Annotated in this window: 17 protein-coding genes; 7 read left to right on the top strand and 10 right to left on the bottom strand. The window is 74.5% G+C overall.

All coding sequences use genetic code 11. The annotated features are described in order from the left end of the window. Positions 1 to 143: 143 nt before the first annotated feature. Positions 144 to 1,613: an LCP family protein gene (locus tag ACWEPF_RS14410; RefSeq protein ID WP_452172760.1), complete on the bottom strand. Its 1,470-nt coding sequence runs from the start codon at positions 1,611 to 1,613 to the stop codon at positions 144 to 146. 171 nt (positions 1,614 to 1,784) lie between these two features. On the opposite strand from ACWEPF_RS14410, the gene ACWEPF_RS14405 reads away from it, so the two are divergent. Continuing rightward, complete coding sequence (locus tag ACWEPF_RS14405) at positions 1,785 to 2,405, top strand: acyltransferase (protein WP_452172759.1); 621 nt, start codon at positions 1,785 to 1,787, stop codon at positions 2,403 to 2,405. On the opposite strand, the gene ACWEPF_RS14400 is transcribed toward ACWEPF_RS14405, so the two are convergent. The 4 genes from ACWEPF_RS14400 to ACWEPF_RS14385 all read right to left on the bottom strand — a co-directional run bounded on the left by ACWEPF_RS14400 (position 2,393) and on the right by ACWEPF_RS14385 (position 7,965). Then, entirely contained in the window at positions 2,393 to 3,940 is a 1,548-nt protein-coding gene (locus tag ACWEPF_RS14400) for an LCP family glycopolymer transferase (protein WP_452172758.1), read from the bottom strand. The genes ACWEPF_RS14405 and ACWEPF_RS14400 overlap by 13 nt on opposite strands. Positions 3,941 to 4,074: 134 nt before the next feature. Next, positions 4,075 to 5,721 carry an LCP family protein gene (locus ACWEPF_RS14395; protein WP_452172757.1) on the bottom strand — a complete coding sequence of 549 codons (1,647 nt, stop codon included), beginning with the start codon at positions 5,719 to 5,721 and terminating at the stop codon, positions 4,075 to 4,077. Positions 5,722 to 5,853: 132 nt separating this feature from the next. After that, the gene (locus ACWEPF_RS14390) at positions 5,854 to 7,134 is read right to left on the bottom strand and encodes an LCP family protein (protein ID WP_452172756.1); all 1,281 of its coding nucleotides are present in this window, start codon (positions 7,132 to 7,134) and stop codon (positions 5,854 to 5,856) included. 36 nt (positions 7,135 to 7,170) lie between these two features. Then, entirely contained in the window at positions 7,171 to 7,965 is a 795-nt protein-coding gene (locus ACWEPF_RS14385; RefSeq protein WP_449797029.1) for a TIGR03089 family protein, read from the bottom strand. A 101-nt stretch (positions 7,966 to 8,066) separates the two neighbouring features. Here ACWEPF_RS14385 and ACWEPF_RS14380 point away from each other — a divergent pair, with 101 nt between their 5' ends. Together ACWEPF_RS14380 and ACWEPF_RS14375 are read left to right on the top strand one after the other, a co-directional pair. Continuing rightward, entirely contained in the window at positions 8,067 to 9,131 is a 1,065-nt protein-coding gene (locus ACWEPF_RS14380; RefSeq protein WP_452172755.1) for a peptidoglycan recognition protein family protein, read from the top strand. Positions 9,132 to 9,287: 156 nt separating this feature from the next. Then, positions 9,288 to 10,223 (top strand): DNA-3-methyladenine glycosylase family protein, encoded by a 936-nt coding sequence (locus tag ACWEPF_RS14375; protein ID WP_452172825.1) that lies wholly within the window; start codon positions 9,288 to 9,290, stop codon positions 10,221 to 10,223. Here ACWEPF_RS14375 and ACWEPF_RS14370 read toward each other — a convergent pair. From ACWEPF_RS14370 to ACWEPF_RS14355, 4 genes are read right to left on the bottom strand one after another with little or no spacing between them, the layout of a single operon-like run. Further along, positions 10,195 to 10,500, bottom strand: a complete 306-nt coding sequence (locus ACWEPF_RS14370) for a VOC family protein (RefSeq protein WP_452172754.1) — start codon at positions 10,498 to 10,500, stop codon at positions 10,195 to 10,197. The genes ACWEPF_RS14375 and ACWEPF_RS14370 overlap by 29 nt on opposite strands. Beyond that, complete coding sequence (locus ACWEPF_RS14365; protein WP_452172753.1) at positions 10,497 to 11,819, bottom strand: coenzyme F420-0:L-glutamate ligase; 1,323 nt, start codon at positions 11,817 to 11,819, stop codon at positions 10,497 to 10,499. Before ACWEPF_RS14365 ends, ACWEPF_RS14370 begins: the two co-directional genes overlap by 4 nt. After that, entirely contained in the window at positions 11,816 to 12,775 is a 960-nt protein-coding gene (cofD, locus tag ACWEPF_RS14360; RefSeq protein WP_449797033.1) for a 2-phospho-L-lactate transferase, read from the bottom strand. The genes ACWEPF_RS14365 and cofD overlap by 4 nt, the downstream gene beginning before the upstream one ends. Positions 12,776 to 12,819: 44 nt before the next feature. Then, positions 12,820 to 13,428 (bottom strand): cysteine dioxygenase, encoded by a 609-nt coding sequence (locus ACWEPF_RS14355; RefSeq protein ID WP_452172752.1) that lies wholly within the window; start codon positions 13,426 to 13,428, stop codon positions 12,820 to 12,822. 674 nt (positions 13,429 to 14,102) lie between these two features. On the opposite strand from ACWEPF_RS14355, the gene ACWEPF_RS14350 reads away from it, so the two are divergent. The 3 genes from ACWEPF_RS14350 (at position 14,103) to ACWEPF_RS14340 (ending at position 20,108) form a co-directional block, all read left to right on the top strand. Beyond that, positions 14,103 to 14,375: a WhiB family transcriptional regulator gene (locus ACWEPF_RS14350; protein WP_145790473.1), complete on the top strand. Its 273-nt coding sequence runs from the start codon at positions 14,103 to 14,105 to the stop codon at positions 14,373 to 14,375. A gap of 258 nt (positions 14,376 to 14,633) precedes the next feature. Beyond that, the gene (locus tag ACWEPF_RS14345; RefSeq protein ID WP_452172751.1) at positions 14,634 to 18,395 is read left to right on the top strand and encodes a glycosyltransferase; all 3,762 of its coding nucleotides are present in this window, start codon (positions 14,634 to 14,636) and stop codon (positions 18,393 to 18,395) included. A gap of 9 nt (positions 18,396 to 18,404) precedes the next feature. Beyond that, positions 18,405 to 20,108, top strand: a complete 1,704-nt coding sequence (locus tag ACWEPF_RS14340) for a DUF5719 family protein (RefSeq protein ID WP_452172750.1) — start codon at positions 18,405 to 18,407, stop codon at positions 20,106 to 20,108. A 71-nt stretch (positions 20,109 to 20,179) separates the two neighbouring features. On the opposite strand, the gene ACWEPF_RS14335 is transcribed toward ACWEPF_RS14340, so the two are convergent. Then, complete coding sequence (locus tag ACWEPF_RS14335; protein ID WP_452172749.1) at positions 20,180 to 20,629, bottom strand: metallopeptidase family protein; 450 nt, start codon at positions 20,627 to 20,629, stop codon at positions 20,180 to 20,182. Between the two features lie 79 nt (positions 20,630 to 20,708). On the opposite strand from ACWEPF_RS14335, the gene ACWEPF_RS14330 reads away from it, so the two are divergent. After that, the gene (locus tag ACWEPF_RS14330) at positions 20,709 to 21,125 is read left to right on the top strand and encodes a DUF3499 domain-containing protein (RefSeq protein WP_345284874.1); all 417 of its coding nucleotides are present in this window, start codon (positions 20,709 to 20,711) and stop codon (positions 21,123 to 21,125) included. Positions 21,126 to 21,328 lie beyond the last annotated feature (203 nt).

Below are 21,328 nucleotides of genomic sequence, written 5' to 3'. Positions count from 1 at the left end.
GGGAACTGCGCGAGTACGGAAGGCGGACCAGTGCTGGATCGAGGCAGGCGAGCCAGTTGCACGTGCTGGCGTTCCCCCGCGCGCCCCGCGGCGGAGCCGCACATCAGCAGGGCCCCGCGCCCCCGGAGGCGTAGCCACCAACCTCACGGGCAGCTGATCTCCGTGCCCGTGTTGGCCGTCACGGCCGGGGCGGCGGTCGGCGAGGCGGCGGCGGGGGTGCCCGGGGAGGCCTGGGCCGGGAGGGCACCGGTGTAGTCGGTCCCGGCGATCACCTGCATGGTGGCGCCCAGCCCCGGGGCCTGCACCAGCTCCGCGTACGGGAGGGCGGCGGCCAGCGTCTTCACCGACTCGTCCCACCGGGGGTCGTACCGCACCACCGTCCGCGCCGCGCTCCCCCCACCGGCGTTCGACGGAGCCCCCGTCGTGGCGAAGCCGGCCTTCCGCAGGTCCCCGTCCACCCGCGCGCCGAGCCCCGCCGTCCCGGCCCCGTTGAGCACCTGGATCCGGATCTGCCCCGGCGGCACCGCCCCGGGAGCGACCGGCGCCGCGGCCGGGGGAGGGGCGGAGCGCTCGGTCAGCGGCTGCCCGTTCCGGACGGCGTCGAACAGTGCCTTCGCCCCCGCCGGATCCCACAGCACCGTCGAACCCCAGCCCTCCACCTGGTGGTTGACGTCCTTGAGTGGCACCGTGGCGAAGTCCGCCGTGGCCGGCGAGAGGTCCTTGAGCTGGGTGGCAAGCGCCACCAGGTCCGCGCTGGACAGGTCCTGGTCGGCCTTGACCGACCGCAGCACCGTCTCCGTCACCCTGGAGAGCTTCACCGGGTTGAGCAGCGTCCCGCTCGCGGTGGCCTGCCGCAACAGCTGGGCCAGGAACTTCTGCTGACGCTGCATCCGGCCGAGGTCGGAGCTGCCGTCCACGTGCCTCGCCCGGACGTACCTGAGCGCGCCGGCCCCGTCCAGCCGGGTCGTCCCGGCGGGCAGGTCCAGCCCGGAGTACTGGTCCTTCAGGGGCTTGGCGGTGCAGACCTCGACCCCGCCGAGGGCGTCCACGGTGGAGACGAAGGAGAGGAAGTCGACCTGGAGGTAGTGGTCGATCCGCAGGCCGGTGTTGCGCTCCACGGTGCGGACGGTGAGGGCGGGGCCGCCCATCCCGTAGGCGGCGTTGACCTTGCCGTGGCCCTCGGGGACCTCCCGGCCGGTGGCCAGGTCGCGGTGGGCGGGGATCACCACGTAGGAGTCGCGCGGGACGGAGACCACGCTGGCCCGGCCGCCGTGCGCGGCCAGCTGGACGATCATCAGGGTGTCGGTGCAGTGGCAGGACTCGCCGCCGGCGTGCAGCACCCCCTTCAGGGTGTCGGCCGGGATCCCCTCCCGGTCGTCGGTGCCGGCCACCAGGAAGGTGGTCACCCCGTCGTCGGGCGGCCGGTCCCCGGCGGAGTCGAAGGCGTCCACCCGGCCGATCGCGTCCCCGACCCCGGCCAGCAGGGTCCGGCCGCCGCAGGCGGTGGCCAGTACGGCGAGCGAGACCGCGCCCGCCAGCCACCGGCCCCACCGGCGGCGCACCGGTGGGGTGCGCTGGGGGTCGGTCCCGTGACGGGCGGCAGTCGGCGGCACCCTCGGATGGTAGGCGCGCCGCGGGAGCACGGAAGCAGGACGCGCCGGGCGGGTACGCCGTACGCGGGCCCGCTCGCCGAAACGTTCATGCACCCGTTCGCCCCGGCCGGATGATGCCGGTCACCTCCAACCGGCCACCGGCAGGGGCCCCGTGACGCTATGTTCGGCGCCATGGGGAACCCAGTGCGAGTGGTGGAGAGCGCCGACGTCGACGAGCGGGCGCGGATCGGCGAGGGCAGTACGGTCTGGCACCTGGCCCAGGTCCGCGAGGACGCGGTGATCGGGTCGGAGTGCATCATCGGGCGCGGCGCGTACGTCGGCCCCGGCGTGGTGATCGGGGACCGGGTGAAGCTGCAGAACCACGCCCTGGTCTACGAGCCCGCGGTCCTGGAGGACGGCGTCTTCGTCGGTCCGGCGGCGGTGCTCACCAACGACGTGTACCCGCGCTCGGTGGATCCGGACGGCAAGCTCAAGCGCGGGGACGACTGGCACGCGCAGGGCGTGACGCTCCGTCAGGGCAGCTCGATCGGCGCCCGCGCGGTGATCACGCCCGGCGTCACCGTCGGCCGCTGGGCCCTGGTCGCGGCCGGCGCCGTGGTGCACCGGGACGTCCCCGACTTCGCCCTGGTGGCCGGCGTCCCGGCCCGCCGCCTCAAGTGGGTCGGCCGGGCCGGCGAGCCGCTCACCGAGACCGCCCCCGGCCGCTGGCTGTGCCCCCGCACCGGCGAGCGCTACACCGAGAGCGACGGCGTGCTGCGCGAGGACGCCGAGGGCGGGGCTCAGAAGGTGTAGAGCCCGCCCTGCGGGTTGACGTCCATGCAGTTCTTGTCGTTGTCGGCGGTGACGGCCTCGGCCGACTTGGGGAGCTGGGTCGGCGGGGCGGTCACCGGGAAGGCGGTGCCGCTCGGCCAGTCGGCGCCGACGGAGAGCAGCAGCTCGCTCTTGGCGGTGCCCTCGTGCAGGGCGGTGCGGGGCAGTCCGAGGGCGGCGGCGACCGCCTGGGCCTCGGCCGACTGCTGGGGCGGGTACTCGAGTTGGGTGGCCTTGCGGGCCGTCCCGTTGGCCGTGGTCGCGGCCTTGGTGAAGCCCTTGGCGACCAGTGCCGCCCTGACGTCGCCGGCCCGGCGCTCCACGCCGGAGGAGTTCTGCACGGTGACCGCCACGGTCGACGGCGCCACGGTGCTCGCCGACGGGGAGGGCGGCGGTGACGGGGCGGGGGAGGCGGCCGGGGCCGGGCCCTTGTCGTCCAGCGGGCGGTCGGCCAGCAGCATGTCCCAGATCTGCTTGGTGTCCGGCTCCTTGAGCTCCAGCCGGTTCTCGTCGCTGGTGGCCGTCACGGTCGGCACGGTGAGGGTGGTGATCCGCTCGGTCGGCACCTTGCGCAGGTCGGTGCCGAGGTCGAGCAACGCCTTGACGTCCGCCAGGTCCTTGTCGAGGCTGATCGACTTCGAGGCGGTCTCGGCCAGCTTCAGCAGCGCGCCCGGGTCGGTGAGCGTCCCCTTGGACTTCAGCTCCCGGATCATCGACGAGAGGTACAGGTGCTGGGCCTTGGTCCGGCCGATGTCGTCGCCCCAGGCGTCGCGGGTGCGCAGCCACTGCAGCGCCTGCTCGCCCTGGATCCGGTGGGTGCCCTTGGCGAGCTTGAGGTCGGTGCCGCCGTGCCCCTTTCGGTAGCGGTCGTAGAGGTTCATGTTGACGCAGACCGGCACGCCGCCGACCGCGTCGGCCATGTCCACCACGCCGGCGAAGTCGATCATCATGTAGTGGTCGACGTACAGGCCGGTGATGGCCTGCCAGGTCCCGAGCAGGCAGCCGGGGCCGCCGCGGGCCAGCGCCTCGTTGATCATCGTCCTGCGGACCGAGGGTTTGGTGGTCTTCCCGTCCTCGCTGCGGCAGGCCGGGATGGTCACCAGGGTGTCGCGGGGTATGGATATCAGCGAGGCGTTGGAGCGGTCGGCGGAGACGTGCAGCAGCATCTGGACGTCGGCCAGGCCGGGCCGCCCGGCGTCGTCGGCCGAGCCGCCGAGGGCGATGTTCTTGGCCGAGCCGCGGTTGTCGGTGCCGATCATCAGGATGTTGATCGGCGTCTGGCCGGCCGCGTTGGGGGCCGTCCTGGCGCCGGAGGCGTCGCTGAGGTTCCGCTCTCCGGAGTCGAAGTTGCCGTTCAGGTGCTGGTAGTACCAGTAGCCGCCGCCACAGGCGGCCACCAGCAGGAAGGCCAGGCCGAGGGCCAGCCACCGCAGCACGCGCCGTCCGCCCCGCCGCTGCTCGGCGGCCTGCCGGGAGGCGGCGCGCCCTCCGGACGGCCGTGTCCGGACGTTCGTCATCGGTAGCACCACCACTCGTCGTGAGCAGCCCCCCGTAGGCCACCCGTTCGGAACCTACCCGACGCCACCACGTCGATCGCGGATCTGTTACACAGTCAGAACGATTGTATGACCGTGAGTTTGACCATCTCCGCCTACTTCGCGCACACGTCGGCGTCGTCCGCCTGCACCCGCTGGAGGTCCTTGGGCGCCTCGGTCGGCACCGGCACGGCGGGCTTGCCGAGCTCGGTGAAGTCCTTGCCGAGCACCAGCAGCAGCGGCTCCCCGGCGGCGATCGCGGTGCTCTCCTTGGCGGCCTCGGCGGGCAGCCCGAGCGCGGCGGCCAGGGCGGCGCCCTGCTCGGCCCGACCCTTGGGGTAGGAGACCGTGGTGGTCGCGGCGGCGGCGGTGTCCTTGCCGGTGCCGGCCTGGGCGAAGCCCTTCCCCTTCAGGGCGGTGACGGCCTTGGTGGCCTGGCCGGGGGTGCCGGAGCCGTTCCGTACGGTGACCCGGACGGCGCCCGCGTCCACCGTGGCGGCCGGCGGGGCGGAGGGCTGGGCCGGGGACGGGTCGGCGGGGGGCGCCGACGTGGCCACCTCGGTCAGCGAACGGTCGGCCGCGACCAGCGCGAACAGCTGCTCGGCCGGCTTCTCGTTCAGGATGACCCGGCCCTTGTTCCTCGGGTCGTCCAGCACCGGCACGGTGGCGAAGGTGATGTGCTTGGTGTCCACCTTGGAGAGGTCCAGCGCCAGGTCCTTGAGCTTGTCCACGCTCTTCAGGCCCGCGTCCACGGTGAGCGCCTTGGTGGCGGCGTCGGCCAGGTTGAACAGCTTGGTCGGGCTGGTCAGGGTGTCGCCGCTCTTCATCTTGCGGATCATCGAGCTCAGGAACTGCTGCTGGAGCTCGATCCGGGACAGGTCGCTGCCCTGGCCGACGGCGTGCCGGGTGCGGACGAAGGCGAGCGCGTCCTCGCCCTGCACCACGTGCCGGCCCTTGGTCAGCTTCAGGTGCGACCCGGTGTCGTTGATGTCCTTGGCCACGCAGACCTCCACCCCGCCGACGGCGGTGGAGAGGGTCTTCACCGCCTCGAAGTTCACCATCAGGAAGTGGTCGATCCGGATGCCGGTCATCTTCTCGACGGTCCGCCAGGTGCAGCCCGGGTCGCGGCCCTCCTGCCCCAGGCTCTCGTTGAACAGCGTCCTGGCGGTGCCCGGGATCTTCTTCCCGTCCGTCTCGCACTCCGGGATGGTGACCATCAGGTCGCGCGGGATGCTCATCACCGTCGCGTTGCTGCGGTCCTTGGCCACGTGCATCAGCAGGGTGGTGTCGGCGTGGCCGGGGCTGCCCTCGTCGCCGTACTCGCGGCCCAGGCCCTTGCGGCTGTCGGTGCCGATCACCAGGATGTTCATCGCCCCGGCGGCGGCCTGCGGGCGCTCGGAGTCCGGGCCGACCTGGACGTTCACCGAGGAGATGTTGCCGTTCAGGCGCTGGTAGGCGTACAGCGCCCCGCCGCAGCCCGCCACCAGGACCAGCGCGGCCACCCCGGCGGTCCACTTGACGGCGCGTCGGCGACCGCCGCCGCCCGTGTGGCGGCGCGAGGCCCGTCGGCCGGCCGGCGGTGCGGCGGCTCCGGGCCGGGCGGCCCGCGGGCGGGGCACGGTGGCCGGGGCGGGGGCCGGTGCGGCGTCCAGGTCCAGCCGGAACTCCCCGGTGGCCGGGTCGAGCACCCACTGGTCGGCCGGGTCCACTGCGGCCGGGGTCTGGTCCGCGAGGTGTCCGTCGTGCCGGTTTCCGCTGTTCACCCCGGACACCCTAGACGAGCTCCGGTCATGATCCGGTCGTACTGTGACCGTTGCCACGGTGGTCAAACACCGTGAAAACGGGCAAAGTTCACGCCCCGTCGGACCGGGGCCGACCGCCCCCGACCGCCGCGGTCAGTGCATCGAGCAGACCTCCTGGTCGGCGGTCCGGCCCTCCAGGGTCGGTTCGGCGGTCGGCAGGGCGGTCGGGCCGGCCGACGGCGTCCAGCCGCCGAGGTCGTCCGGGGAGGGGCCGGCGGAGGCGCCCGGCGGGGGCTCGTGCGCGGTGGAGCCGTCCACCGAGGGGTCGCCCAGGAGCGGCGAGGGCGCCCCGTCGGCCAGCAGGGTGGGCGAGGGCGACGCGGGCACCTGGTAGGCCCGCACGCTCACCGCGCGGTCGGACCGCAGCGCGGCGAACAGCTGGTCGGTGTCCGGCTGGACCAGCTGGTCCCGGTCCCAGTTCCCCGGATAGGGGCGGCGCGGGGTGGTCAGGAAGACCACGTTCGAGGTCGGCATCGAGCGCAGGTCCTGGGCCAGGTCGTAGAGCGCGCCCAGCCGGCTGAGCCCCTCGTCCGCCGTGACCGCCCCGGTGGCGGCGTTCAGCAGCGGCCAGAGCCGGGTCGGGTTGAGCAGCACCCCGGTGGACTGCACCTTGCGCACCATGGAGGCCAGGAACTCCTGCTGACGCCCCATCCGCTGGGTGTCGCTGCCGTCCCCGAGGGTCTCCCGGGCCCGGACGTACCCGAGTGCCTGCTCCCCGCCCAGCACCTGCCGCCCGGCCGGCAGGTCCAGCTTGGCGTTGCGGTCGTGGATCGCCCGGGGCACGCACACCTCCACCCCGCCGACCGCGTCCACCATCTTCTTGAAGCCGGTGAAGTCCAGGATCAGGTGGTGGTCGATCCGGATGCCGCTGAGCCGCTCCACGGTCCGGATCGTGCAGGCCGGACCGCCCAGCTCGAAGGCCCAGTTGAACTGCACGAACCGGGGGGTCGAGCGCGTCCCGTCCGGGAGCTCGCAGGCCGGCACCCGGACCATCGCGTCCCGGGGGATGGAGACCGCGGTGGCGTGCTCCCCGTCCGCCGCCAGGTGCAGCAGGATCGTGGTGTCCGAGCGCTGCCCGCCCGCGAAGCCGTACTCGCCGTTGGCCCCGCTGCGGTCGTCGCTGCCGATCAGCAGGATGTTCCTGGCCTGCTGCGGCCCCCGCTCGGGCCGCTCCGACTCGTCGTGCCGCAGCAGCTCCCCGGTGGCGCTGTCGGTCCCGATGTTGCCGTCCAGCTTCCGGTAGCCGATCCAGGCCACCACGCCTCCGGCCACCAGCAGCAGCGCCAGCACCCCGGAGAGGATCAGCAGGATGCGGCGGCGCCCCCCGCCGCGGACGGTCGGGGGGCGCTCGCTCTGGTCATCGTCCTCGGCCATGACCGGGATTCCTACCCGGTCGCCGGTCCGGGCGGATCAGCCCAGACGCAGAGTCACTCGTTCGGATTCGATCCGCTTCGCCCACTGCTCCTCGGTCAGCCCGCCCGAGTTCCGGCAGAGCACCACCGAGGCACCGGCCGCCAGCGGGGCCAGCAGCCCGGCCTCCAGTCCGGCCCAGTCGTCGTACGAGAGCGTGCTGAGCACCCGGCTGGAGGTGTCGAGGCCGAGCCGGGCCGCGCCCTCCCGGGCCAGCGCCACGGTCTGTTCCCCCGTCAGCTTCAGCGGCAGCCCGTCCTCCACCACCGTCTCCAGCGCCATCGCCTGCGGGTGCACCGGCGAGTACGGGGCGAACCGGTCACCCTGCCCCGGCACCTCGGCGGCGTAGTCCAGGAAGCCGTCCGGCCGGGCCGGGAACCGCCCGCCGAGCGGACGCAGCGCGAGCGCCACCCGCTCGCCGGAACAGTCCTTGGCGGAGTCCAGCCCGTCCGGGCCGCTCACCACCAGGTCGGCGTCGGCCGGGGCGCCGCCGGGCACCGCGACCACGCCCACCGACCAGCAGGCGAGCAGCCAGACGGCGCTCTGCCAGTGGGCCGGCAGGAGCAGCGCGGCGCGGTCCTCCGGACCGGCGTTCAGCTCGTCCTGGAGCAGGTTGGCGGTCTTGGCGACCCAGTTGTCGAAGGTCTTGGCGGAGAGCTCCACCCGCTCGCCGGTCGCGTCGTCGTAGAACGTGACCAGCGGACGGGTCGGGTCCGCGTCGAGGGCCCCCGGGCGCAGGTAGGCGTGCAGCAGCTCGGCGGGGGTGCGGGCGTCGGCAGCGAATGGCGCAGTCATGGTGCGCCCCAGCCTACGACCTCCCCGTCCGGCGGGGGAGAGGCGGCCGCCCGGCGGAACCGACGTGGCGTCAGAACCGTTTTGCCCTCAATATCCCATTCATGCGCCTCGCTCTGCTCGCCGCCGCCACCACCGCCTCCGCCGCCCTCCTCCTGCTCCCCCCGCCCGCCCTCGCCGAGGGCCCCGCCGCGGGCTCCTCCGGAAGCGTCAGGACCGTCCCCCTGACGAACGGTCAGCGCGGACTGCCGCAGCAGGGCACCGCCCCGTTCTCCCTGGTCGGCGTCAGCTGGGACGACCCCGCCGCCACCCCGGACGGCACCGTCGAGGTCCGCACCCGCGCCGTCGGCGGCGACTGGAGCCCCTGGCACCCGCTGGCCGTCGAACCCGACGACCGCCCCGACCCCGAGGGCCCCGAGGCCGCCCGGCGCGGCGCCACCTCCCCGCTCTGGGTCGGCCCCAGCGACGGGGTCGAGGTCCGCTTCACCGGCACCGCCCCGCGCGGCCTGCGCGCGGAGCTGGTCGACCCCGGGCAGGACGTGCCGCTGCGCCGCGCGGGCGGGGCCGCACCCCGGCCGGGCATCGTCACCCGGGCGGGCTGGGGCGCCGACGAGTCCATCCGCGAGCCCGACTTCACCTACACCGGCCCGGTCCGCGCGGTCTTCGTCCACCACACCGACACCGCCAACGACTACGCCTGCTCCGACGCGCCCAAGGTCATCCGGTCGATCTACCAGTACCACGTCAAGAGCAACGGCTGGCGCGACCTCGGCTACAACTTCCTGGTCGACCGCTGCGGCACCGTCTACGAGGGCCGCGCCGGCGGAGTCGCCCAGGCCGTCCTCGGCGCCCACACCCTCGGCTTCAACACCGACACCGCCGGCGTCGCCGCCCTCGGCCGCTACACGGCCGACGCCGTCCCCCAACCCCAGATCGACGGCATCGCCAAACTCGCCGCCTGGAAGCTCGGCCTCACCGGCCAGCCCGCCAACGGCAAGACCCAACTCACCTCCGCCTCCGACGGCAGCCGCTACCCCAAGGGCACCACCGCCACCTTCGACACCGTCTCCGGCCACCGCGACGCCTTCAACACCGAATGCCCCGGCACCGCCCTCTACACCCGCCTCCCCGCCATCCGCACCTGGTCCACCCACCTCCAGGGAAGGTGACCCTGGGCGGAAGTGGTGACACCGGGGGCGCGAGGAACTGCGCGCGGGGGAACGGCAGCACGTGCAACTGGCTCGCGTGCCCCGATCTCACGCTGGTCCGCCTTCCGGTTCGCGCAGTTCCTCGCGCCCCCAAAGGCGTCACCACCTGCGCCGCGTATCCTCCGTGGCGGGAGGTGCGGCACGGTGTCGGAGGCGGTGCGTCGTTGGGAGCCCGGGTTCCCCCTGGACCTCGGGCGGACCTTGCTGCCGTTGCGCCGCGGTCCCGCCGACCCGGCGTACCGCACCAGCGGCGACGGCGCCGTCTGGCGGGCCTCCCGCACCCCCGCCGGCGTCGGCACCCTCCGTCTGGCCCAGAGCTCCGGAGTCGTCGAGGCCCACGCCTGGGGCCCCGGCGCCGAGTGGCTGCTGGACCGCGTCCCGCAACTCCTCGGTGCCTCCGACGACCCGTCAGGACTCCACCTGCCCCCCGGCCCGCTGCGCGAGGCCCAGCGCAACCACCCCGGCCTGCGCCTCACCCGCACCGGCCTGGTCCTGGAGTCCCTGATCCCGGCGATCCTCGAACAGAAGGTCACCACCGACGAGGCGTACCGCGCCTGGCGCACCCTCCTCAAGGACTTCGGCACCCCGGCCCCGGGTCCGGCCGAGGGCATGCGGGTCGCGCCCTCCGCCCGGGAGTGGGCCCTGCTGCCGTCCTGGGAGTGGCACCGCGCCGGCGTCGACCCCAAGCGCGCCGCGACCGTCGTCCGGGCGGTCCGTCTCGCACCCCGGCTCGAAGAGGCGTCAGCCCTGCCGCACGAGGCGGCGATCGCCCGCCTCACCACCGTCCCCGGCATCGGCCCGTGGACCGCCGCCGAGACCCTCCAGCGCAGCAACGGCGACGCGGACGCCGTCTCGGTCGGCGACTTCCACCTGCCGAACCTGGTCGGCTGGGCCCTCGCGGGGCGCCCCCGCAGCGACGACGCCCAGATGCTCGCGCTGCTGGCCCCGTACGCGGGCCACCGCCACCGGGTCTGCCGCCTGATCGGTCTGACCGGCGCCCGTGCCCCCCGCTACGGACCCCGCCTCACCCCGAACGACCACCGCCACCGCTGAGCGGTCCCCGCACCTCCACCGTCCGGCCGTCCGGATCGGTCAACAGCCGTACCCCGTCCGCTCCTTCGACGGTCAGGCCGAGCCGGAGGGCGCCCGTCTCGCGACCGGCCCGGGCGGGGTAGAGCTCCAGGACGGTGCCGTCGGCCAGCTCCGCCGCGTAGTGCTCCGGCCCGGTGCCGTGCCGCTCCGCGGTGAACCGCAGCCCGAGCCCCCGGTAGAAGTCGACGCACTCCGCGAGCCGGGCCGTGTAGACGACCAGCAGTCCCAGCCCGCTCATCGCACCGTCAGGAAGGCGTCCGCCGAACGTGCCCGGCGCGCCCTCGGCTCCTCCGCCGGCCGCCCGACCGCCACCGCGCCCATCGGGTCCCACCCGTCCGGCAGGTCGAGCGCCTCCCGCACGGTGTCGCGGCAGAACATCGTCGAGGAGACCCAGGCCGAGCCGTAGCCCTCCCCGGCCAGCGTGACCAGCAGGTTCTGCACGGCGGCCCCCATCGCCACCACGAACATCTCCCGCTCCGCCGCGGCCCGCCGCGCGTCGGGGTAGTCGTGCGAGCCGTCCGTGACCAGGCACGGCACCACCAGGTACGGCGCGGCCCGCAGCACGTTGCCGCGCGCCGTCCGCCGGGCGATCTTCGCCTCGTCCCAGCCGTCGAGCTCGGCCAGGTCGCGCCGCCAGGCGGCGAGCATGGCGTCCAGCAGCCGCTCCCGGGCCTCCGCCGTCTCCACCAGCACGAAGCGCCACGGCGTGGTGTGGTGCGGGGCCGGGGCCGTCACGGCCGCCGCCACTGCCCGCCGCACGGCCTCCGGGTCCACCGGCTCGGCGGTGAAGGAGCGCACGGTCCGCCGCAGCGTGACGGCCTCCCGCAGCGCCTCCGAGGTCCCCATCCGGAACAGGTCGTCGACCACCGGCCGCAGCAGCGGCCGGATCCCGTCGCCGTCCTCCTCGGTGACCACGCCGCCGAGGCCCCGCACCACGGCGACCGGCACGCCGCTGGCCTTGCCCTTCACCAGGTCGCCGGCGGCGGCCAGTTCGTCGGCGGTGGCGGTCACCGTCAGGGTGAGCTCGTTGCCGTGGCTGTCCCGCCGGCCCCGGTGGTCCTCGACCACCGCGACCCCGGCCGCGCCGATCGCCACGTCGGTGAGCCCGTTGCGCCAGGGCCGCCCGAAGGTGTCGGTGACCAGCACGCCCAGCCGGCGGCCCGTCAGCTGCCGCAGCCGGGCCCGCAGGGCGCGGGCCGAGGCGTCGGGGTCGAGCGGGAGCAGCAGGACGGTGCCGGGTGCGGTGTTGGAGGCATCCACTCCGGCGGCGGCCATCACCAGGCCGTTGCGGTTCTCCACGATCCGGGAGCGGCCGCGCCGGGCCACCACCCGGACGGTCTCGGCGTCGATCGCGGCCTCCCGGTCGGCGGCCTCGACGATCCGGCCCTCCGCCTTGGAGACGATCTTCGAGGTGACCACCACCACGTCGCCGTCCTCGAACTCGCCCGCCTTGGCGATGAGTTCGGCCAGGTCCGTGCCGGGCTCGATCTCCGGCAGCCCGGCCACCGGCAGGACGGAGAACGCCCCCGGCCCAGCCCCCGGCCCCGCCGTGGTCACGCCCGCACCTGCTCGGCCAGCTCCAGCGCCGCCCGCGCCATCCCGGCCGTCGCGGCCACGTCGGTCATCAGCAGCGGCACCGCCCGGCAGGCGATCCCGGCCGCCTCCACCGTCTCGACGGCGGCCGCGTCGGCGGTGTCCACCAGCCAGCCGTCCAGCAGCTCGGAGCCGTAGTCCAGCGCCACCGCCTCGGCGCTCGCCTCCACGCCCACCGCCGCCAGCACCTTGTCGGCCATCCCGCGCACGGGGGCGCCGCCGATGATGGGGGAGAGCCCGACCACCGGGGCGGCGGCCGAGGCCACCGCCTGCCGGATGCCGGGCACGCCCAGGATGGTGCCGATCGAGACCACCGGGTTGGACGGCGGCAGCAGGATCACGTCGGCCGCCGCGATCGCCTCCAGCACGCCGGGGGCGGGCTTGGCCGTGTCGGCGCCGACCGCGATGATCGCCTCGGCGTCCACCGCCGCGTGCAGCCGCACCCAGTACTCCTGGAAGTGCACGACGCGGGGCGCACCGTCCTCGGTGATCCGCACGTGGGTCTCGACCCGGTCGTCGCTCATCGGCAGCAGCCGCACGCCGGGCTGCCAACGGGCGCAGAGCGCCTCGGTGACGGCGCTCAGCGGGTACCCGGCGGCGAGCATCTGGGTGCGCACGATGTGGGTGGCGAAGTCCCGGTCGCCCAGCCCGAACCAGTCCGGGCCGACCCCGTAGGCCTTCATCTCCTCCTTGACCGACCAGGTCTCGTCGGCCCGGCCCCAGCCCTGCTCCTCGTGGATGCCACCGCCCAGGGTGTACATCACGGTGTCCAGGTCGGGGCAGACCTTCAGCCCGAAGAGGTGGATGTCGTCCCCGGTGTTGCCGATGACGGTGATCTCGTCCTGAGGGCCGGTCAGTTCCCGGAGCCCGCGCAGGAAGCGCGCCCCACCGATGCCGCCTGCCAGTGCCACGATGCGCATGCGCCCATCCTGCCAGGCGGCACCGGCCCCGAGGTCACGGACCGTCAGTGCGCGTCGATCCGCCGCTCGGCGGTGGCGGTGGTGGGAGCGGCGCCGTACTGGTTCATCTCCACCAGGCCCGGCGAGTAGAGGTGGATGGAGACGGCGGGCTCCAGCGAGGCGTTCACCATCTCGTGCAGGTACCCGGAGGAGAACACCCGGCGGGTGCCCTCGGGGAGCGGCCGCTGCTGTTCGCCGTCCTGGGTCAGCGCCCGCTCGACCAGCTCGCCCCGGACCACCGTCATCACGCCGGAGGAGGCGCCGTGGTCGTGGAAGCCGCTGCCCTGGCCGGGCAGCCAGCTGAGCAGCCAGACCTCGTAGCCGGGGCCGGTCTCCAGCCGGGAGTACCAGCGGGTGAGGGCGTCGTACCGGACCAGCGGCTCCCAGCGGGAGCGGTCGGCGGCGATCTCGCGGACCAGGCGGGCGTAGCCGGCCACCGTGGTCGGGTGGGCGGGCAGGTCGGTGCGGGCCAGGTGCTGGAAGGCGGTCGGGTCACCGGCGATCGAGACGTCGCTCAGGCCGTCGGTCCAGCGCGGGGCGGGTGCGGTGGCGGCGAGCAGGCGCTGCTGCCGGGCGCGGTCACGGTTGCGCTTGCGGAGGCGGGGCATTCGCATGGGGCGGAATCCTCGGATGCGGAGATCGGCGGGTGTTCAGCCGGTCCGCGGGGATTCAGGGGGGACTGTCGCGCGGGCGGCCTCGGTGCTCCTGGGCGGCGCGCGGTGGGACGCGTGCGCCTAGATACAGGAACAGAGGCGACAACAGAGGGAGCTCGCGGCACGACGGAGCAGCGCCTGGCGGCGGCTCACGAGGGTGGCGAACTCTGACATGGGGGCAAGGAGACCGCAAGAGGGGCCCCAGTGTCAACCCGATCCCCCGGGCATTTGGGGAACTTCGAGCATCAACCACCGGATGGGGTGATAAATCACCCTCTATGTTTCGATGTGAAGATCGCCGGGAAGGCAGCCGGTGACCAGCGGCAACCGAGTGCGCCGCGGCCCGCGTCCACCCGTTCGGGGGGTGGTGGGGCTGAGGGGGCGTCAGGTTGACTGCGTGTCAGGCGGTGGGTGGTTCCGGCCGGTTGGTCCGATTAGGGCAGTAAAGCCATCATGTCCGGATATGTACACTTGCCGTAGTGCCTTGGTTCCGGGGAGTGAATCCTCGGCCCAATACCAGAGCTCGGCTTGACTGGGCCAGAGTGACGCACATGTAATTTCACTCGTGTCGTTCCGCCGCTCCAGGCAACGGCAACACCACGGGGACGCCAAAAGGGGCAGAGGAGGCGCCAGAGATGAGCGAGCTCTTTGAGCTGTTGATCGGTGAGGGCATCGAAGAGGACGAAGAGGAGCTCGGCTGGCAGGAGCGGGCGCTCTGCGCCCAGACCGACCCGGAGTCCTTCTTCCCGGAGAAGGGCGGCTCCACCCGCGAGGCCAAGAAGGTGTGCCTGGCCTGCGAGGTCCGCTCCGAGTGCCTGGAGTACGCCCTCGCCAACGACGAGCGGTTCGGCATCTGGGGCGGTCTCTCCGAGCGCGAGCGCCGTCGCCTCAAGAAGAGCGCGGTCTGACCGGCCGTTCTCGAGTTCGTGCAGCGCCTCACCGTGGACGGTGGGGCGCTTTCGCATTTCCGGCCCGATTCCCGCACGGCCCGTGAATGTGCCGACGGCACCTCGCTCCCGGGCCTTGCCGCACGGTCGCGCCGCCCCTTTTCCCCTGCTTCCGGACGTCCTCGGCGGTACACCGGGGACGAGGCCGCCACCCGGAGCCGTTAGTGTGGTGCGCCAACTCCCTTGGCCGCACCGAGAAGCTTGGGGCTCACGCACTCGATGACCGTCTACAGCCACCAGAGCGGCTTCTCCGCTGCCCGGCCTCCCGCATACCCGCGCCACCTGGTCACCGCCGTGATCGTCTCCCACGACGGTGCCCGGTGGCTCCCGCAGGCCCTGGCCGGCCTGCTCGGGCAGGACCGTCCGGTCCAGCGCATCCTCGCCGTCGACACCGGCTCCACCGACACCTCCCCCCAGCTGCTCCGGGACACCCTGGGCGACTGGCTGCCGGAGAGCGGTCCGCTGGTCCTCGGCCGCCGCTCCGGCTTCGGCAACGCCGTCGGCCAGGCCGTCTTCAACTCCCCGCCGCTGCGCCCCGAGGACCTCCCGTACAGCCTCGACCCCTCCGGGTACGACCCGGTGACCGGGGGCTGGGACGACTTCGGCGACCCGCTGGGCGCCGAGGACGAGCTCGGCCGCGGCGGCCCGCGGGAGACCGAGCCGGTCGAGTGGCTCTGGCTGCTGCACGACGACTGCGAGCCGCAGACCGACGCCCTGCGCCGGCTGCTCCAGGTCGCCGACTCCACCCCGACCGCCGCCGTGGTCGGCCCCAAGCTGCGCAGCTGGTACGACCGCCGCCAGCTGCTCGAAGTGGGCGTCACCATCGCCCGCTCCGGCCGCCGTTGGACCGGCCTGGACCGCCGCGAGCAGGACCAGGGCCAGCACGACCAGGTCCGTCCGGTGCTCGCCGTCTCCACCGCGGGCATGCTGGTCCGCCGGGACGTCTTCGAGGAGCTCGGCGGCTTCGACAAGGCCCTCCCGCTGATGCGGGACGACACCGACTTCTGCTGGCGGGTCAACGCCGCCGGCCACCGGGTCGTGGTGGCCCCCGACGCGGTGCTGCGGCACGCCGAGGCGGCCAGCCGCGAGCGCCGCCAGATCGACTGCGGCTCCGCCCACCCGCACCGGGTCGACAAGGCCGGCGCGGTCTACACCCTGCTGGCCAACTCCAAGGGCCTGCTGCTCCCGTACGTGCTGCTCCGGCTGGTGCTCGGCACCCTGCTCCGGATGCTGGTCAACGTGGTCGGCAAGGACCCCAAGCAGGCGTTCGACGAGCTGGCGGGCCTGGGCCACGAGCTGGTCCGGCTGCCCCGCCTGCTGGCCGCCCGCAAACGGCGGGCCAGGACCAGGTCCGGCGACCCGCTGGACGACCGCACGCTCTTCCCGGCCCCCGGCGCCACCACGCGCCTCGCGGTCGAGGGCATGATCGGCGCCCTCGGCATCGGCGGCGGCGAGGACCCGGGCGCCGGCCGGCACGGCTCGGCCGAGTCCGGCCCGGGCGACGAGGACGCCGACGACCTGGTGGTCGAGCAGTTCGCCCTGATCAAGAAGCTGGCCCGGCGCCCCGCCCCGCTGCTCTTCACCGCCCTGCTGGTGGTCTCCGTGATCGCCTGCCGCAACCTCTTCGGCAGCGGCGGCCTGCTGGGCGGCGCGCTGCTGCCCGCCGCTGACGGTGCGTCGGGCCTCTGGTCGATGTACGCGGACGCCTGGCACCCGGTCGGCGGCGGCTCCACCGCCACCGCCCCGCCCTACCTGGGCGTGCTCGCGGTGCTCTCCTGGCTGCTGCTCGGCAACGCCGACCTGATGGTCGCCCTGCTGCTGGTGCTGGCCATCCCGCTCGCCGCGGTCAGCGCCTACCTGGTCTCCCGCCCGCTGATCGAGTCCAAGCTGGTCCGCGCCTGGGCCAGCGCCGGGTACGCCCTGCTGCCCGCCGCCACCGGCGCGCTGGCCCAGGGTCGGATCGGCACCGCGGTGCTCGCCGTGCTGCTGCCGCCGCTGGCCCGCGCCGCCGCGATCAGCGCCGGCCTCGGCATCCGCGCCGAGACCGCCGCCAAGGGCGCCCGCCCCGGCTGGCGGTCCACCTGGATGACGGTGCTGATGCTCACCGTCTGCACCGCCTTCGTCCCGCTCACCTGGGCCATCGCCCTCCCGCTCTGCCTGGCGGCACTGGCCCACGCGGTGCTGCGCGGCGGCGCCTACGGCTCCGGCGGCGAGGCCGTCCGGCTGCTCGGCCTGCGCGTCCTGGTGATCCTCGGCGCCCCCGTGCTGGTGCTCGCCCCCTGGTCGCTGGGGGTGCTCGCGCACCCGTCCCGGCTGCTGCTGGAGGCCGGGCTGCCCGGCCTGGAGGGCCCGGCGGCCAGCCCGCTCGGCCTGGCCCTGGTCAACCCCGGCGGCGCCGGGGTGCCGCCGGTCTGGCTCTCCGCCGGCGTGGTGCTGGCAGCCCTCGCCGCACTGCTGCGCGCCGACCGCCGCCGCGCCGTACTGGCGGCCTGGGGCGCCGCCCTGGCCGGAATGATCTTCACCGTGGTGGTGGCCGGCACCAGCGTCACCCCGGCCTCCGGCGGAGTCCCGGTCGCCGCCTGGGCCGGCCCGGCCACCCTGCTGGCCGGCGTGGCCCTGCTGGCCGCCGCCGCGATCGGCGCCGACGGCGCCAACGCCCGCGTCTCCGGCATCGCCTTCGGCTGGCGCCAGCCGGTCGCCGCCCTGGTGCTGGCCACCGCCGTGCTGGCCCCGTTCGGCACCGCCGTCTGGTGGGCCGTCACCGGCGCCGACGGCCCGCTGCGCCGGGGCGACGCCGCCCAGGTGCCCGCCTTCATCGCGGAGGAGGCCGGCACCACCGACCGCGCCCGCACCCTGGTGGTCACCGGGGACGGCGACACCGTGCGCTACGCCCTGGTCCGCAGCTCCGGCCTGACGCTCGGTCAGGCCGAGGGCACCGTGGCCCTCGACGACGACCCGAAGGGCGCGCTGGACGGCCTGGTCGGCAAGCTGCTCGGCGGCTCCGGCGGCGAGCAGGCCAAGGCCCTGGCCGCCCGCGGCATCGGCTACGTCGAGCTCAAGCAGCCCCTCACCGGCAAGGCCCGGGACGTGCTGGACACCACCCCCGGCCTGACCAAGCTCAGCGAGGAGGACGGCATCGGCCTCTGGCAGGTCACCGGTGCCACGGCCACCCGCGCCGCGGTGGTGGACGCCAAGGGCACGGCCAAGCCGTTCCCGGCCGGGGTCCGCGAGGTCCACGGCAAGCTCCCGGCCGGGGAGGCCGGCCGCACCCTGCGGCTGGCCGAGGACGCCGCCCCCGAGTGGAAGGCCACCCTGGACGGCACCGAGCTGGAGCCGGTCACCCTGGACGGCTGGGCGCAGGGCTTCAAGCTCCCGGCCGGCGGCGGCACCCTGGACGTCACCCGCAGCGGCAGCCTGCTGCACACCGGCTGGATCTGGGCCCAGGTGCTGCTCGGCCTCACCGTCCTGGTGCTGGCGCTGCCCGGCCGCCGCAACCACAACGACGACGACCTGCCCGAGGAGGTGGTGGCCGCCGCCGCGCTGGCCGCCGCCGCCCAGGCGCAGGCCCCGGCCCCCGGCAGCCGCCGGGCCCGCCGGATGGCCGAGCGCGGCGAGGGCGAGGAGCAGTCCGCGGCCGAGGAGACCGGCGTCTACGCCGCCATCCCGGCCCAGACCGCCGCCGAACCCGAACCCGCCGCCCCGGACGGGCAGTACCAGGACCCGTACCAGCAGGCCGACCCGTACGGCTGGGACCAGTACGCCGTCCAGCAGCCCGCCGCCGTGCCCTACGGCTACGAGCAGCAGCAGTCCTACGGCTACGACCCCTACCAGCAGGGCTACGAGCAGCAGCCGCAGCCCGAGTACCCGGGCTACGACCAGCCGGAGCAGCAGCCCTGGGTGCCGGGGCAGCCGCAGCAGGAGCCCTACTACGACCCCAACGACCCCTACGGCCAGCACTACCGGCCCGGATCGGGGAGCTGACCCACCGTCATGAAGAAGCCCACTCTCAAGGCCCCCAAGCTCAAGGCCCCGGCCCTCAGGGCCCCCAAGCTCGGCAGGTCCGCCCCCGGGGCGGACGACCCGGGCGCCCCCGGCGACCCGCAGGCCTCCGGCCCGGGGGCGTCGGCCGGCAGCCGCACCGGCGTCTCGCTGCTGGCCGGCGCGGTGGCGATCGGCGTGGTCTTCGGCGTCGCCGAGCTGCGCCCGCCCGCCGATCCGGCGGCGGCCGCCCCGGCCGCCGCCGCCAGTGCCAAGGTCGAGCGCACCGCGCTGGTCTGCCCGCAGCCCCTGCACGGCCTGACCGGTTCGACCGCGCTCACGCTGTTCTCCCCGCAGGACACCGGGACGGGCGGCTACGGCGCGCTCTCCGACGTGGTCCCGCACGCCCCGGCGGCCGACGCCCCGTCAGCCGCTCCCTCGGCGGCCCCGTCAGCCGCCCCGTCCGCCGCCGCCTCCGGTGCTCCCGCCCCGGCCGACGCGGCCCCGGCGGACGCCCGGGTGGTGCTGGCCAAGCCCGGCGTCCCGGTCAGCGGCCCGGCCGCCAACGCCGACACCGCCCCCGGCAGCACCGCGGTGGCCACCGGCGGGTACGCCCCCGGCTTCACGGTCTCCCAGACCACCACCGTCACCGACGAGCAGGGCCGCGGCCTGTCCGGCTTCAGCTGCACGCCGACCGGCACCGGCTTCTGGTTCGCCGGCGCCAGCACGGCGGGGGACCGGGTGGACTACGTCAGCCTGGTCAACCCCGACCCGGTGGTCCCGGCCGTGGTCGACCTCAAGCTCTTCGGGGACAAGGGCGCGATCGACAACCCGGCGGCCGAGGGCATCGCGCTCGGCCCCGGCACCTCGCAGGCGATCCGGCTGCCCTCCCTGACGAAGGACCAGAAGGACCTGGCCGTCCACGTGGTGGCCCGCAGCGGCCGGATCGGCGCGGCCGTGCACGCCGCCGACGGGAGCAAGGGCTCGGACTGGATCCCGCCCTCCGCCACCCCGGCCCCGACCCAGGTGCTGCCCGGCCTGGCGGCCGACACCTCGGCCGCCCGGCTGGTGGTCGCCGCCCCCGGCGAGGAGGACGCGGACCTGAAGATCCAGGTCTCCGGCCGCAACGGCTGGTTCACCCCGGCCGGCTTCGAGACCATCCACGTCAAGGCCGGCATGGTCAACGCGGTCGACCTCGGCCAGGTGACCCGGGGCGAGCCCGGCGCGCTGCGGCTCAGCCCGAGCGACCCGAGCCACCCCACCCCGGTGGTGGCCGCCCTGCGGCTGGACCGCGCCCAGAACGGCAAGTCGGACGCGGCCTGGATCACCGGCGCGGTGCCGGTCGGCCAGCGCGCCTCGATCGCCGACAACCGGGGCGGCAACGCCACCACGCTCTACCTGACCTCCACGGGCGAGCAGGAGGCCAAGGTGAAGGTCACCGCCTCGGCCGGCAGCGGCGGCGGCACCCCCGCCACCAAGGAGGTCTCGATCCCCGCCGGTGCCACGGTGGCCCTCCCGGCCCCCGAGCCGGCCGGGCTGAACGGGGTCTTCGGCCTGACCGTGGAGACGGTCTCCGGCGGTCCGGTGACGGCCGCGCGGATGCTCACGGCGACGGTGAAGGACGTCCCGGGCTTCACCGTCCAGGCCTTCCGCGACGACCACTCCACCGTCAGGATCCCGCAGTCCCAGCCCGATCCGGCGGTCCTGCTGCACTGATCCCGGCGCCTGACGCACCGACAGGAGCACGACGGAGCCCCCGGCCGGACCACCGGCCGGGGGCTCCGTCGTCACTCCTCGTCGTAGCGCGGATCGATCGCGTCGGGGGAGAGGCCGAGCAGGTCGGCCACCTGCTCGATCAGGATCTCGTGCACCAGCGCGGCCCGGTCGTCCCGGCTCTTGGCCCGGATCTCCACCGGCCGCCGGTAGATGACGATCCGGCTCTTGCGGCCCTGCCCGGCCGGCACCAGCCGCCCGAGCGGCACGCCGCCGTCCTCATCGTCCTCCTCGCCGGGGGTCGGCACCTCCTGCACGGCGAACTCGACGTCCATCAGCTGGGGCCAGCGCCGTTCCAGGCGCTCCACCGACTCGCGGACGTAGTCGTCGAACAACTCGGAGCGGGTGAGCGAGATGGGCACCTGGGGCGGTGCCAGGGGTCCGCGCAGGCCACGGCCGTGCCGGTCGCGGTGGCGCCGGAAGCGGGGCTGGTCCGCCGGAGGTCGGGGTGCGGAGCTGTCCATATCAGTGTCGAGCGTAGTCCTTGGAGCCCCGGAAGTGGACCACCCCGGCGACGCCCATGTCGGCGACACGTGACACTCGGTGGGGGCGGGTCTTCGCGGCCTGGTCAGGAGTGCGGTACCGTCCACCCTCGTGAGCTCTGTACGTCGTTGTTCGCGGACCGCGTGCGGCCGTCCGGCCGTCGCGACGCTGACGTACGTCTACGCGGACTCCACCGCCGTGCTGGGCCCGCTCGCGACCTACGCCGAGCCGCACTGCTACGACCTGTGCGCCGAGCACGCCGAGCGCCTCACCGCCCCGCGCGGCTGGGAGGTCGTCAGGCTGGCCGCCGACACCAATCCGCTCCGCCGCAGCAGCGACGACCTCGAGGCGCTGGCCAACGCCGTCCGCGAGGCCGCCCGCCCCCAGACGCCCCGTCAGGCCCCCTCCAGGGAGCCGGAGTCCACCGAGGCCGGCCGCCGCGGCCACCTGAGGGTCCTGCGCTCGCCGGAGAGCTGACGGCCCGCGTTCGCCGAGCTGACGTACGTCGCCGTGTTCACCGACCGTCCATCACCTCCCGGTACGCTGCCCTGGTCTGAGTACCCAACAACTGGAGCGGTTGTGCGTGACCTGAAGCAGCTGGTGAAGGCGTACGACGTCCGGGGTGTGGTGCCGGACCAGTGGGACGAGGTGCTGTCGCGGGCGTTCGGTGCGGCGTTCGT

This window comes from Kitasatospora sp. NPDC004289, from assembly GCF_053602875.1.
This window is presented reverse-complemented; position numbering and strand designations above follow the sequence as displayed.